The 12,764-nt window shown below is 71.7% G+C and carries 12 protein-coding genes and 1 tRNA gene; 2 read left to right on the top strand and 11 right to left on the bottom strand.

Annotation, left to right across the window (positions count from 1 at the left end; all coding sequences use genetic code 11):
* Nucleotides 1-70: 70 nt before the first annotated feature.
* The 9 genes from F4692_RS13535 to kduI all read right to left on the bottom strand — a co-directional run bounded on the left by F4692_RS13535 (nucleotide 71) and on the right by kduI (nucleotide 9,786).
* Nucleotides 71-1,168, bottom strand: coding sequence for a sugar kinase (locus F4692_RS13535; protein WP_179620130.1), 1,098 nt, complete (start codon nucleotides 1,166-1,168; stop codon nucleotides 71-73).
* Complete coding sequence (gene eda, locus F4692_RS13530; protein WP_218858417.1) at nucleotides 1,165-1,800, bottom strand: bifunctional 4-hydroxy-2-oxoglutarate aldolase/2-dehydro-3-deoxy-phosphogluconate aldolase; 636 nt, start codon at nucleotides 1,798-1,800, stop codon at nucleotides 1,165-1,167. The genes F4692_RS13535 and eda overlap by 4 nt, the downstream gene beginning before the upstream one ends.
* 20 nt (nucleotides 1,801-1,820) lie before the next feature.
* Nucleotides 1,821-3,323, bottom strand: a complete 1,503-nt coding sequence (locus F4692_RS13525) for an aldehyde dehydrogenase family protein (RefSeq protein ID WP_179620129.1) — start codon at nucleotides 3,321-3,323, stop codon at nucleotides 1,821-1,823.
* A gap of 68 nt (nucleotides 3,324-3,391) precedes the next feature.
* Nucleotides 3,392-4,399, bottom strand: a complete 1,008-nt coding sequence (locus tag F4692_RS13520) for an ABC transporter permease (RefSeq protein ID WP_179620128.1) — start codon at nucleotides 4,397-4,399, stop codon at nucleotides 3,392-3,394.
* Nucleotide 4,400: 1 nt separating this feature from the next.
* The gene (locus tag F4692_RS13515) at nucleotides 4,401-5,963 is read right to left on the bottom strand and encodes a sugar ABC transporter ATP-binding protein (RefSeq protein ID WP_179620127.1); all 1,563 of its coding nucleotides are present in this window, start codon (nucleotides 5,961-5,963) and stop codon (nucleotides 4,401-4,403) included.
* Entirely contained in the window at nucleotides 5,960-6,907 is a 948-nt protein-coding gene (locus tag F4692_RS13510) for an ABC transporter permease (RefSeq protein ID WP_179620126.1), read from the bottom strand. The genes F4692_RS13515 and F4692_RS13510 overlap by 4 nt, the downstream gene beginning before the upstream one ends.
* A gap of 68 nt (nucleotides 6,908-6,975) precedes the next feature.
* Nucleotides 6,976-8,061 carry a sugar ABC transporter substrate-binding protein gene (locus tag F4692_RS13505; RefSeq protein WP_179620125.1) on the bottom strand — a complete coding sequence of 362 codons (1,086 nt, stop codon included), beginning with the start codon at nucleotides 8,059-8,061 and terminating at the stop codon, nucleotides 6,976-6,978.
* Nucleotides 8,062-8,215: 154 nt separating this feature from the next.
* Complete coding sequence (locus F4692_RS13500) at nucleotides 8,216-8,974, bottom strand: SDR family oxidoreductase (protein ID WP_179620124.1); 759 nt, start codon at nucleotides 8,972-8,974, stop codon at nucleotides 8,216-8,218.
* The gene (gene kduI, locus F4692_RS13495; protein ID WP_179620123.1) at nucleotides 8,971-9,786 is read right to left on the bottom strand and encodes a 5-dehydro-4-deoxy-D-glucuronate isomerase; all 816 of its coding nucleotides are present in this window, start codon (nucleotides 9,784-9,786) and stop codon (nucleotides 8,971-8,973) included. The genes F4692_RS13500 and kduI overlap by 4 nt, the downstream gene beginning before the upstream one ends.
* Before the next feature lie 173 nt (nucleotides 9,787-9,959).
* On the opposite strand from kduI, the gene F4692_RS13490 reads away from it, so the two are divergent.
* On the top strand, nucleotides 9,960-10,748 hold the full coding sequence (locus F4692_RS13490; RefSeq protein ID WP_179620122.1) for an IclR family transcriptional regulator: 789 nt from the start codon (nucleotides 9,960-9,962) through the stop codon (nucleotides 10,746-10,748).
* 19 nt (nucleotides 10,749-10,767) lie between these two features.
* Here F4692_RS13490 and F4692_RS13485 read toward each other — a convergent pair whose 3' ends face one another.
* On the bottom strand, nucleotides 10,768-11,631 hold the full coding sequence (locus tag F4692_RS13485; protein ID WP_179620121.1) for a LysR family transcriptional regulator: 864 nt from the start codon (nucleotides 11,629-11,631) through the stop codon (nucleotides 10,768-10,770).
* A gap of 83 nt (nucleotides 11,632-11,714) precedes the next feature.
* Here F4692_RS13485 and F4692_RS13480 point away from each other — a divergent pair, with 83 nt between their 5' ends.
* Nucleotides 11,715-12,596: an EamA family transporter gene (locus F4692_RS13480; protein ID WP_179620120.1), complete on the top strand. Its 882-nt coding sequence runs from the start codon at nucleotides 11,715-11,717 to the stop codon at nucleotides 12,594-12,596.
* A gap of 68 nt (nucleotides 12,597-12,664) precedes the next feature.
* Here the strand turns inward: F4692_RS13480 and F4692_RS13475 are convergent.
* Nucleotides 12,665-12,738 (bottom strand) — tRNA-Met (locus F4692_RS13475).
* Nucleotides 12,739-12,764: the final 26 nt, after the last annotated feature.

Here is a 12,764-nt window from a genome sequence, read left to right as displayed (position 1 = left end):
AAACAGGCCCGGGCGACCGATCCCCCGCACGGGGTCGGCCACCCGGACCTGGTCTGGGGTGGGGAGGGTGTCAGCGACGTACGCGCGCGCTCCCGCCTCCGGCCAGCGCACGCACTTCCTCGCGCGTGGCCATCGAGGTGTCGCCCGGCGTCGTCATCGCGAGTGCGCCGTGGGCGGCGCCGAGCTCGAGGCACTGCTGGAGGGGCTCGCCCTCGAGCAGGCCGTAGACGAGCCCCGAGGCGAAGCCGTCGCCGCCGCCGACCCGGTCGAAGATGCCCAGGTGGTCGCGCGGGGTGGAGGCGAGCACGCCCGTCTCCGGCGACCATGCGATGGCCTGCCAGTCGTTGTCGCTGGCGGTGTGCACCGTGCGCAGGGTGGTCGCGATGACCTTCAGCCACGGCATCTTCTCCGCGACCGTGCCGACCATCGCCTCGAAGCTGTCCATGGGCAGCGTGCTGAGGTGCTCGTCGACGTGGGCGACCTCGAAGCCGAGCGCGGCGGTGAAGTCCTCCTCGTTGCCGATCATCACGTCGACGTGCCCGGCGAGGCGGGTGTTGACGTCGCGCGCACGCTCGGTCCCGCCGATGCCGGCCCACAGGCTCGGGCGGTAGTTGAGGTCGAACGAGACCACGGTGCCGTGCTTCTGCGCCGCCGCCATCGCCTCCTCGGCCACGGCGGCCGCGTTCTCGGAGAGGGCGGCGTAGATGCCCCCGGTGTGGAGCCAGCGGACCCCCCGACGGCCGAACAGCTCGTCCCAGTCGATCGTCCCGGGCCGCATCTGCGCGATGGCCGTGTGGGCCCGGTCGGAGACGCCGACGGCACCACGTACGCCGTAGCCGCGCTCGGTGAAGTTGAGGCCGTTGCGCACGGTGCGCCCGATGCCGTCGTAGGGCTCCCAGCGGATCATCGAGGTGTCCACGCCGCCCTGCATGACGAGGTTCTCGACCAGGTGGCCGATCTCGTTGTCGGCCAGGGCGGTCACGACGCCGGCGCGCAGCCCGAACACCTTGCGCATGCCCCGGGCGACGTTGTACTCGCCGCCGCCCTCCCAGGCCTCGAACCGGCGGGCGGTGCGGATGCGCCCCTCCCCCGGGTCCAGGCGCAGCATCACCTCGCCGAGCGCGACGATGTCGAGCTCGCACTCCTCGGCGGGTCGGGTCTCGATCATGCGGGGGCTCCTTGCAGGTAGAGGTCGGTGGAGGCGGCGCAGCGGCGGGCCACCTCGTCCCAGCGGTCGTCGCGCAGGAGGTCGCCCGCGACCATCCAGCTGCCGCCGACGGCGGCGACGGACGGGTGGGCGAGGTAGGCGGGCGCGGAGTCGACGGTGATGCCGCCGGTGGGCATGAACCGCACCTGCGGGAACGCCGCGGCCAACGCCTTGATCGTCGACAGTCCCCCGTTGGCCTCGGCCGGGAAGAACTTCACGGTGTCCAGCCCGAGGTCGAGGGCCTGCATGACCTCGGTGGGCGTCGCGACGCCGGGGACGACGGGTACGCCCGCCTCCTGGCAGCGACGCACCACGGCCGCGCTGAGGCCCGGGGACACGACGAAGCGTGCGCCCGCCTCGAGGGCCTGGTCGACCTGGCGCTCGGTGAGGACCGTGCCGGCGCCGACGACGAGGTCGTCCCGCTCGGCGAGGCGGCGCAGGACCGCCGCCGCCTCCGGCGTCCGGAAGGTGGCCTCGGCGACCGGCAGGCCGCCCTCGACCATGGCCGCGCCCAGGGCGTCGGCCTTCGCCGGGTCGTCCAGGACGACCACCGGCACGATGCGGTGGCCGCCCAGGACGTCGATGGCGTTCACGGGGTGGACCGATCCCTCGATCACCGGAGCTCGGCGATGACGGTCTTGAGCTCGGTGTAGTCGTCGAGGCCGAACGAGCCGAGCTCGCGGCCCCAGCCGGACTGCTTGAAGCCACCGCGGGGCAGCGTCACGTCGTCGGCGTGCCACGTGTTGAGCCAGACGGTGCCGGCGCGCAGCTTGCTGCCGACGCGGTGCGCCGTGCCGAGGTCCTTGGACCAGACGCCGGCGGCGAGGCCGTACACCGTGTTGTTGGCGGCGGCGACGACCTCGTCCTCGGTGTCGAACGGGATGGCGGTGATGACCGGGCCGAAGATCTCGTCGGTCTGGACGGCCATGTCCTCGGTGACGTCGGTGATGAGCGTCGGGGAGAAGAAGTAGCCCTTGTCCGCGGCCGGGTCGGGGCTGCCGGCGACCACGTTGGCGCCGTCGGCGACGGCGCCGCGGACGTAGCCCATGACCTTCTCGTGCTGCTCCTGCGAGACCAGCGGGCCCATGGTGGTGGCGGGGTCGAACGCGTCACCGACCTTGATCGCCTTCGCCGCCGCGGCGACACCCTCGATCACCTGGTCGAAGACGTCGCGCTGGACGTACAGGCGCGAGCCGTTGACGCAGCACTGGCCCTCGTTGAAGTAGCCGGCGAGCGCGGCGCCCGCGATGGCCGCCTCGAGGTCGGCGTCGTTGAAGATGATGTTGGGGGCCTTGCCGCCGAGCTCGAGGGAGACCTTCTTGAGGTTCTTCGAGGCGCCGGCGGCGATCTTCTTGCCGACCTCGGTCGAGCCGGTGAAGGCCACCTTGTCCACGTCGTGGTGGTCGACGAGGGCGGCACCGGCGTCACCGAAGCCGGGCAGGATGTTGACGACGCCGGCGGGGACGCCGGCCTCGAGCAGCAGCTGGCCGAGGTAGAGCGCGGTGAGCGGCGTCTGCTCGGCGGGCTTGAGCACGACGGTGTTGCCCGCGGTGATCGACGGGATGATCTTGAACGCCGCCATGGTGAGCGGGAAGTTCCAGGGCACGATGCCGGCGACGACGCCGATGGCCTCACGACGGGTGTAGGCGTGGAACTCGCGACCCGGCACCGACATCGGGATGGTGGTGCCCTCCATCTTGGTGGCCCACCCGGCGAAGTAGCGGAACAGCTCGGCGGCGACGCCCACGTCGCCCCGGGCCGACGCCAGGCTCTTGCCGTTGTCGAGGGACTCGAGCTGCGCGAACTCCTCCGCGCGCTCGTCGACCAGGTCGCCGATGCGCCACAGCAGGTGCGAGCGCTCGCGCGGGCTCATCCGCGACCAGGACGAGCCCGACTCGAAGGCGTTGCGGGCGGCCACCACGGCGCGGTCGGCGTCGACGGCGGAGGCCTGGGCGACCTGGACGAGCACCTCCTCGGTGGCCGGGTTGACCGTGTCGAAGGTCTGGCCGTCCTTCGCCTCGACCCACTCGCCGTCGATGAGGAGCTGACGCGGCGAGGAGAGGAACGAGGAGACGGCGGGGAGGAGCTGGGAGTTCTGCTGGGATGCGGCGGACATGAGAAGCCTTCCGGTGCGGGGTGTGCTGGGTGCTGGAGATGCGGGTGAGGACGGGTGACGGGCGGGCGCTACTTGATGATCGCCACCTTCGATCGGTCGAGGGTCAGCGCGACGGCGGCGACGATGATCGCGCCGTAGAGGATCTGCTCCCACGCCGACGGGACGCCGACGATCGGCAGCCCGACGCGCAGCAGGGTGACGACCAGGGCCCCGGCGAGGCTGCGCCAGAGCGAGCCGTGGCCGCCGGTGATGGCGGTGCCGCCGACGACGATCGCGGCGACCGCGGGGAGCAGCAGGTTGTCGGCCATCGTCGGGCTGCCGCTGAAGTTGCGCGACGCGAGCATGACCGCGGCCAGCCCGGCGCAGGCGCCCGAGACGGTGAACGCGGCGACCTTGACCAGGTCGACCGGCGTGCCGGCGAGGCGGGCGGCCGACTCGGAGTAGCCCGTGGCCCGCACGAAGCTCTCGAGCGGGGTCAGCTTGATGACGAGCGAGATGACGGCGACCACGAGGAACGCGACGAAGAACGACATCGGGACGTAGCCGGCGACGTAGAGGTTGAGCCACGAGGTGGCGTCGCGGTCCACGACGCGGATCGGACCGGCGTCGGAGATCACCAGCGCGATGGCGGAGAAGATGCTCATCCCGCCGAGCGTCACCACGAACGACGGTATCCGCAGCAGCACGTGGGCGATGCCCTGCACCGCCCCGATCGCACCGGCGGCGGCGACCACCGCGAGGATCGTGAGGCCGCCGACGTCGGGCAGCCACATGGCGAAGAAGACGGTCGACAGGGAGCACAGGGCCGCGATCGACAGGTCGATGCCACCGCAGAGGACCACCAGGGTGGCACCCGCGGCGAGCACCACGAGGGGCGCCGACGTGCGTACGGCAGCGGTGAGGCTGCGCTGGCTCAGGAAGTCCGGGTCGGCGATGGTCAGCGCCGCGAGCAGCGTGACCAGCGCGATGACCGGCATGAACGACGTGACGCGCTGGGCGGCGGTGGGACCGCCCTTGACGATCGCGGGCTCGGCCGCGGGGTTCGAGGCCGGCTCGGCGATGACGGGGGTGCTCATCTCAGACCATCTCCTTGACGAGGTCGAGCGGGGTCGGCTTGCCGCCGGAGGGGCAGCCGACCTCGGTGGTCGCCCGGCCGTCGCTCATCACGATGATCCGGTCGGACATGCCGATCGCCTCCTCGAGGCTGTCGGCGAGCAGCACGGTCGCGACGCCGCTGTTGGCAAGCTCGCGCATCAGGCGGTAGACCTCCGAGCGGGCGCCGATGTCGAGGCCGCGGGTGGGGTGGTCGAGCAGCAGCAGGCGGATGTCGCCGGCGACGAGCCACCGGGCGAGGACGACCTTCTGCTGGTTGCCGCCGGACAGGCGCCCGATCTGCGTGCCCCGGTGCGGGGTGCGGATCGAGAGCCGCTCGATCCACTTGTCCACCAGCGAGGCCTGCTTCTGCGGGACGACCATCGGCCCCGCACAGCGGGACTTCTGCTTGGTCAGCGTCATGTTGTCGGCGACCGACATGGGGCCGACCATGCCCTCGATCTTGCGCTCGGCGGGGACGTAGCCGACGCCGGACGCGACGGCGGCCCGGGTGCCGGACAGGTCCAGCGGCTGGCCGTCGAGGGTCACCTCGCCGGCCAGGGTGGGCTCGGCGCCGAACAGCGCGCGGCAGACGTCCTCGCGACCCGAGCCGTGCACGCCGACGATCCCGACGATCTCCCCGGCCCGCACCTCGAGGTCGACGTCGCGGAACGTCTTGCCGCACAGGCCCTTGACGACGAGACGGGGCTCGCCCTCGTCGGCGGACCGCTCGGCGAGGCCCTCGTGGTAGTGGTCGTCGGACCCGGTGGAGCCGATCATCAGGCGGTGGAGGTCGGTCGGCACGGCGTCGGCGGTGGGCATCTCGCCCACCGACACCCCGCCACGCAGCACGGCCACGCGGTCGCACACGTCGAGGACCTCGTCGAGGCGGTGCGAGACGAACACGACGGAGGCGAACTCGCGCAGCCGGCGCACCTGGGTGAAGAGGGTCTCGATCTCCTTCGACTCCAGCACCGAGGTGGGCTCGTCGAGGATGATCACGGGCGGGTTCGACGTGCGCTCCTCGATGCGGAGCACCTTGGCGATCTCCACCATCTGGCGCTCGGCGAAGCTGAGCGAGTCGGTCCGCGCGAGCGGGTCGATGTGGGAGCCGATCTTGTCGAGCTGCTCCTGGGCGAGCCTGCGCATCGTGTCCCAGCGGTAGATGCCGCGGCGCACGCCCGGTCCCTCGCTGCCCAGGACGATGTTCTCGGCGGCGGTAAGGTTGGGGACCAGCGACTGCTCCTGGAACACCATGCCGATGCCGTGGTCGGCGGCGTCGACGACGCTCTTGAGCCGGACCTTCTCGCCGCGCACCCAGATCTCGCCGGCGTCGGGGCGGACCAGCCCGACCAGCGCCTTGAGCAGCGTGGACTTGCCGGCACCGTTCTCGCCGGCGAGGCCCAGCACCTCGTTCTGGCGCACGACCAGGTCGACGCCGTCGAGCGCCTTGACGCCCGGGTAGTGCTTGACCAGGCCGCGCACCTCGAGTGCGTGGACCGGTCCGGTCGCCCCCGTCTCGGGGTGCTCCGTGAGAGGGATGGTCACTTCGTCACCTGGTTCCTACGACGCTGGGGGATGACCGCGGCCGACACGGCCGCGACGACGATGAGTCCCTGGACACCGCCCTGCCAGTAGGGGCTGACCCCGACCTGGACGAGGCCGTTGATGAGCACGGTGACGAGGAGGACGCCGACGGCGGAGTGCAGCACTCCCCCGCGGCCGCCCGTGAGCAGGGTGCCGCCCACGACCGCGGCGGTGATGGCACGGAAGTCGTACCCCGCGCCCGCCTGGACGAGGCCGGCGCTGAGCTGGCTGGTCACCATCACGCCCGCCAGCGCGTAGAACGAGCCGGCGAGGGTGAACACGGCGACCTTGTAGGGGGCCACCTTCACCCCCGACAGCGCGAGCACCTCCTCGGCGCCGCCGATGGCGTACGCGTAGCGGCCCAGGCGCGAGTAGCGCTGCACCAGCCAGCCGACGAGGACGCAGGCCATCGCGATCCAGGTGAGGTACGCCAGCCCGAGGAAGCGGTTGACCGCCCAGCCGCGCAGCATCTCGTCGGAGATGTTCGGCTGGACACCGGCGAACATCAGCGTCGCGACGCCCAGCCCGACGGCCGAGACGCCCAGCGTGGTCATGAAGGAGGGGACCTTGAGGCCGACCAGCGCGACCCCGCTCAGGCAGCCGAGGGCAGCGCCGAGCAGGATCGCGACGAGGACCCCGAGGAGTCCCAGGTCGTTGCCGTTGCGGTTGTTGGCGACCAGGAGGGCCACCGCGATCGCGGAGGCACCCATGACGCCGGGGACGGAGAGGTCGATCGACCCCATCATCAGCACGAAGCTGATGCCGCAGGTCGCGACGGCGAGCACGGCCGCCGCGTCCATGATGTTCTGCACGTTGCCGACCGTGCGGAAGTCACTGCTCAGCACCGCGAAGATGCCGATGATGACCACCAGTGCGATCGGGGGACCTGCGTCCCGGAGCGACACCCCCCGCCGAGGCTGGGGGCGTGGCGCGATCACGTCCTCGGTGTCGGCCTGGGCGGGGGATGTCATGGTCACGAGATCGCGCCCTGCGACCGGCTGAAGAGGTTGCCGCACTCGAAGTCGGCCTCGTCCACCGCCGGGGAGGCGAAGTCGGCGACGTTGTCACCGGTGATGAGGAACTGCTCGGCGAACCAGGCACGGTCCTCGTCGGAGATGTCGTCGGCGGCGAGCTCGCCGGTGGCCACGCAGTAGCCGATGGCCAGGCCGATGCCGCCCTGCCACGGGCCGTCGGAGGAGACGGTCGCGGTCATGGTGCCGTCCTCGATGGCGGTCAGCGCGTCCGGCACGGCGTCGATGCCGACGACCGCGACGTCGTCGCGGCCGGCCTGCTCGAGCGCGGCGAGCGCGCCGAGGGCCATGTCGTCGTTGGCCGCCCAGATGCCCTTGATGTCGTCACCGTGCTTGGTGAGCAGTGTCTTGGTGACCGCGAGGGCCTCGTCGCGCGAGAAGTTGGCGGTCTGCTGGTCGAGGAGCTCGACGTCGGGGTTGGCCTCCAGCGACGCCTCCAGTCCGGCGAACCGGTCCTTCGCGGCGCCGGTGTCCAGGATGCCCTGCAGCGCGATGATGCCGCCCGAGCCGCCGATGGCCTCGGCGAGCGCGTCGCCGATCTGCTGGCCGGAGTCGACGCCGTCGTAGGTGATGTGGCTCAGCCACTGGCTGTAGTCGGTGACGTCGACGTCGGCCGGCTTGTTCCACTGGGTGACGAGGTAGGCGCCGGCCTCCTGGGCACCCTCCACGATCGGGAGGGTGTCGGAGTCGCCGTTGGGGAGGATGTTCATCACGAGGCAGTCGGTGTCGCCGGCGAGGAGCTGGGTGATCTGCTCCTGCTGCTTGGTCGAGTCGCCGTCGTAGGTCAGGCGCTGCTGGCTGAGGCCGACCTGCTCGGCGAACGCGTCGCCGCCGTCGAGCCACGACGCCTCGTAGGGGTTGGACTCGTTGCGCACCTGGCCCACCAGGGTGACGTCCTCGGGCGCGCAGGCTCCGGCCTCGGAGCCACCGCCGCCGCCACCGGACGCCTCCTCGCTGCAGCCGGCGAGGGCGGCAGCGGCCAGGGTCAGGCCGATCACGACTGCGGTCGGTCGAGAGGTGAACTTCATGGTCGATCCTCATTCTCTTCGAGTGCCGGTGTCCGGCGGTGGGTCTGACTCTGGGTCAGGTGGTGCCCCGAGTGGGTGACGCGGGTGGTGCGTGTCCTGCTGCGTGGTGCTGTGGTGTGGTGCGGTGGTGCGGTCCTGCAGGGGGAAGCGGGGGTCAGCGGGCCATCCAGCCGCCGTCGACGACCAGGACGTGGCCGTTGACGTAGTCGGCGGCCCGCGAGCTGAGGAAGACGGCGGCGCCGGCGATGTCGTCGGCGTCTCCCCACCGGCCGGCGGGGATCCGCTCGAGGATCGAGCGCGCGCGGTCGGGGTCCTCGCGGAGCGCGGTGGTGTTGTCGGTGGCGATGTAGCCGGGCGCGATCGCGTTGACCTGGACGCCGCGCGGGCCCCACTCGTTGGCCAGCGCCTTGGTCATGCCGGCCACGGCGTGCTTGCTGGCGGCGTACGACGCGACGCGGATGCCGCCCTGGAAGGTGAGCAGGCTCGCGATGCTGACGATCTTGCCGTGCCCCCGGTCGACCATCGTCCGGCCGACCTGCTGGCTCAGCAGGAAGACGCCGTTGAGGTTGACGTCGAGCACCCGCTGCCAGTCGGCGTGGTCGAGGTCGACGGTGTCCTGCCGGTCGATGACGCCCGCGTTGTTGACGAGGACGTCGACCGCACGCGACGCGGCGAGCTCGCCGCCCACGCGCTGCACGGCGTCGAGGTCGCCCATGTCGAGGTCGACGACGTCGACCGTGCCGCCGAGGTCGACGACCGCCTCGCGGGTGGAGTCGTTGCTGCCCGGCCGACCGACCAGCACCAGCTCGGCGCCGGCGCGGGACAGCCCGAGCGCGATGGCGCGGCCGATCCCCCGGCTCGCGCCGGTCACGACCGCGGTGCGGCCGGTGAGGTCGAAGGGAGAGGAGGTCACAGGTCCTCCACCGCGACGGGCGTGAGGTCGGTGTAGCAGTTGTTCTCGCCGGCCATGGCCCAGATGAAGGCGTACGAGCCGGTGCCGGCGCCGGCGTGGATCGACCACGGCGGCGAGATGACCGCCTCGCGGTTGCGCAGGACCAGGTGGCGGGTGTGGCCGGGCTGGCCCATGAAGTGGAAGACCCGGTCCTCCTCGGCGAGGTCGACGTAGCAGTAGACCTCGGTGCGTCGGGCGTGCAGGTGCGGCGGGAAGGTGTTCCACACCGAGCCGTCGGCGATCACGGTCACGCCGAACTGCAGCACCGAGGTCTCGACGTCCTGGCCCCACACGTAGCGGAAGAGGTTGCGCTCGTTGGCGGCCTCGGCGGAGCCGAGCGCGACCGGCTCGACCTCCTGGTGGCTCAGCAGGGAGGTGGGGTACGTCGCGTGGGCGGACGCGGACACGAAGTAGAACGCGGCCTCGGCACCGGCGAAGGCGACCTCGCTCCCCCGGCCGACGTAGAGCCCGTCGAGGTGCTCGAGCTCGAACTTCTCGCCGTCGACCAGGACGTGGCCGGCACCGCCGACGTTGATGACGCCGAGCTCGCGGCGCGCGAGGTGGGTCTCGGTGCCGAGGACGTCGGCGAAGGCGGGCAGGTCGAGCTGGCCCGTGCCCGGCACGGCACCGCCGATGACCATGCGGTCCTCGTGCGTGTAGGTCGCGTTGACCTCGCCGGTGACGAAGAGTCCCTCGACCAGGAAGCTGTCGCGCAGGTCCGCCGTGGTGGCAGTCTCCGCACTGGTCGGAGACGTCGAGTATCGAACCTGCATGGTGGGAACACTCCTCGTGTTATGAACTGCGTTCGTCTATGTGAACTGAGTTCGACTTTATACGTGACGGCGATCACTGGTCAAGGGATTGAACGCGTGTCCATGTATGCGAACTGCGCTACGATGTGGGAAGCGGGGCGTCCGGGGGCCCCCACCTACGGAGGAGTCCACCCATGTCGCAGATCCAGATCGCCGCTCCCACCGCGGCCGGGCCAGTGAAGTCGGCGGCGCGCGCCCTCGACCTGCTCGACGAGATCGCGGCCAACGGGCCGGGCACCCAGCTCCAGCTCTCGACGCGCCTCAACATCCCCAAGAGCAGCCTGCACGCGCTCCTGCGCACGATGACCGACCGCGGCTGGCTGCAGACCGACCCGACCGGCAGCGTCTACCAGCTCGGCATCCACTCCCTCGTGGTGAGCTCGGCCTACCTCGACGGCGACCCGGTCCTGGCCCGCGCCGCGTCCGTGCTCGACGAGGTCGCCGCCGCCACGGAGGAGACGGTGCACCTCGGCCGGCTCGACGGCTCCGACGTCATCTACACCGCGAAGCGCGAGTCGATCCACCCGCTGCGCATGCACTCGGCCGTCGGTCGCCGGCTCCCGGCGTACGCCACCTCCCTGGGCCGAGCCCTGCTCGCCGAGCTCCCGGTCGAGAGGCGCCGCAGCATGGTGCCAGAGCACATCAACGCGATCACGCCCAACACCACCACCGACAAGGACGCGGTGCTGGAGATCATCGACCGCGCCGTCGTCCAGGGCTACGCGACCGAGAGCGAGGAGTCCTGCATGGGCGTGCGCTGCTTCGGCGTCGCGCTCCCCTTCACGAACCAGGCCGTCGACGCGCTCAGCGTCGCGGTGCCGATCAGCCGCCTCGACAACGGCCGCGAGGACCTCATCATCGAGACGCTGCTCAGCGTCAAGGCCCGCCTGGCCGCGGTCCACGGCAACAGCCTGGTGCGCTGAGGCCGGGCCACCACCGGTCTCACCCGGGCGCGAGCCGTTCCAGCACGGCCCGCAGCGGGGGCCAGCTGTCCCGGCCGCGACGGGTCACGGCGTAGGCCCGCAGCCTGACCTCCGGGTCGCGCAGGCGTACGACGCTCACCCCGCGCCGTGACGCGCGCCCGCGCGGCAGCAGGCCGACGCCTCGACCCGCGACGACGAGGTCGTCGACCAGCTCGAGCGAGTCGATGCGGTGCACCACCCGCGGGACGAAGCCGGCGCGGGAGGCCAGGGTGCGCAGCGCGTCCTCGTCGGCGGTGTTGCGCGAGTTCACGATCCAGTCGCGGTCGGCCAGGTCGGCCAGGCCCAGGTGCCGGTCCCGCGTCGGCACCCCGATCCCCCACTCGAGCTCCCACAGCGGCACGACGTCGTGGTCGGCCCGCCACTCCGCGGGCGCGAGGTCGTAGTCGTAGACCAGCGCGAGGTCGACGTCGTCGCGCGCCAGCAGGTCGAAGGCCTCGACGGGCTCGTACTCGTGGACCTGCACCGCGATGCCCGGGTGCGTACGACGGAGGTCCTCCACGACCGGCAGCAGCGACCGGCGGATCGCCGAGGCGAACCCCGCGACCCGGAGCACACCCGTCGGCTCCGACGTCGGGTCCAGGTCGAGCCGCGCGGACTCGACCGCCGCGAGGATCGTCACGGCGTGGTCGGCGAGCCGACGACCCGCCGGCGTGAGCCGCACGCGCCGTCCGTCCGGCTCGACGAGGGGCGTGCGCACCTCGTGAGCGAGGGCGGCGATCCCCTGCGAGACGCTCGACGTGGTCGTCCCGAGGGTGTCGGCGACCTCGCGCATGGAGCCCAGGCGCGAGAGCTCGAGGAGCATCCGGAGGCGGTGCACGTCCACCGTGCGATTGTTGCAATTTCCTGAACATCATGTCCAGCAATCTCACGTGGACGCGAACGGTGACAGTCCCCTCTGCTGGAGCCATGCCCCGCTCCCCCGCCCGTGTCGGCACCTCCATGGCGATCGCCTCGATGCTCTGCGTCCAGCTCGGCCTGGCCGCCTCCGTCGGACTCATCGACGACATCGGTTCGTCCGGTGCCGCGTGGCTCCGCCTGGCCTGGGCTGGGGTGCTGCTCCTGGTCCTGGTGCGGCCGCGGCTCTCGCACTACAGCCGCGAGGCCTTGTGGTCCGCTGCCGCGCTGGGAGTCGTCACGGCGGGCGTGACCGTGCTGTTCATGGCAGCCGTCGCCCGGCTGCCGCTCGGCACCGCCAGCGCCCTGGAGTTCCTCGGCCCCCTCGCCGTCGCGGTCTGGCGCAGCCGCGGCGTCGGTCGGGCCTGGGCCGGCGTCGCCGCCGTCGGGGTGCTCTGCCTGACCCAGCCGTGGACGGGCGCCTCCGACCCGGTGGGGGTCGCGTACGCGCTGGGTGCCGCGGTCTGCTGGGCGGCGTACATCCTGCTGACGCAGCGCGTCGGGGACGCGGTCAGCGGACTGGGCGGCCTCGCGATCTCGATGCCCGTGGCCGGCGCCGTGGCGACCCTCGTCGCCGGACCGGGCGTCGTCGACCACCTGACGCCCGGGCTCCTGCTGTACGGCCTCGGCCTGGCGATCCTGCTCCCCGTCGTGCCGTTCACGCTGGAGCTGATGGCGCTGCGACGCCTGACCACCGGCGCCTTCGGCACGCTGATGGCGCTGGAGCCGGCCTTCGCGCTGGTGATCGGCTTCCTCGCGCTCGGCCAGGCGCCCAACAGCATGGCAGTCCTCGGCATCCTCTTCGTGGTGTTCGCCGGCATCGGCGCCGAGCGCAGCGGAGCGCGGGTGGAGGAGCCGGCACCCGAGCCCGGGGCCGACCTCGTCGTGCGCTGAGCACCCGGGGCCCCGCCCGCGTGAACGACGAAGGCCCGGACCTGATGGTCCGGGCCTTCGTCATCTTGTAGCGGGGGCAGGATTTGAACCTGCGACCTCTGGGTTATGAGCCCAGCGAGCTACCGAGCTGCTCCACCCCGCGTCGGTGAACAGAACATTACAGGGGTG

The sequence above is a fragment of the Nocardioides cavernae genome, from assembly GCF_013410035.1.
In the GTDB taxonomy this organism is placed as follows: domain Bacteria; phylum Actinomycetota; class Actinomycetes; order Propionibacteriales; family Nocardioidaceae; genus Nocardioides; species Nocardioides cavernae_A.
Note: the sequence above shows the minus strand (reverse complement) of the source record. Positions and strands in the feature narration are given on the sequence as shown.

Coding starts and splice junctions, on each gene's coding strand:
- F4692_RS13535 (WP_179620130.1), bottom strand. CDS start 1,168: ATGATCGAGACCCGACCCGCCGAGGAGTGCGAGCTCGACATCGTCGCG.
- F4692_RS13525 (WP_179620129.1), bottom strand. CDS start 3,323: ATGTCCGCCGCATCCCAGCAGAACTCCCAGCTCCTCCCCGCCGTCTCC.
- F4692_RS13520 (WP_179620128.1), bottom strand. CDS start 4,399: ATGAGCACCCCCGTCATCGCCGAGCCGGCCTCGAACCCCGCGGCCGAG.
- F4692_RS13505 (WP_179620125.1), bottom strand. CDS start 8,061: ATGAAGTTCACCTCTCGACCGACCGCAGTCGTGATCGGCCTGACCCTG.
- kduI (WP_179620123.1), bottom strand. CDS start 9,786: ATGCAGGTTCGATACTCGACGTCTCCGACCAGTGCGGAGACTGCCACC.
- F4692_RS13490 (WP_179620122.1), top strand. CDS start 9,960: ATGTCGCAGATCCAGATCGCCGCTCCCACCGCGGCCGGGCCAGTGAAG.
- F4692_RS13480 (WP_179620120.1), top strand. CDS start 11,715: ATGCCCCGCTCCCCCGCCCGTGTCGGCACCTCCATGGCGATCGCCTCG.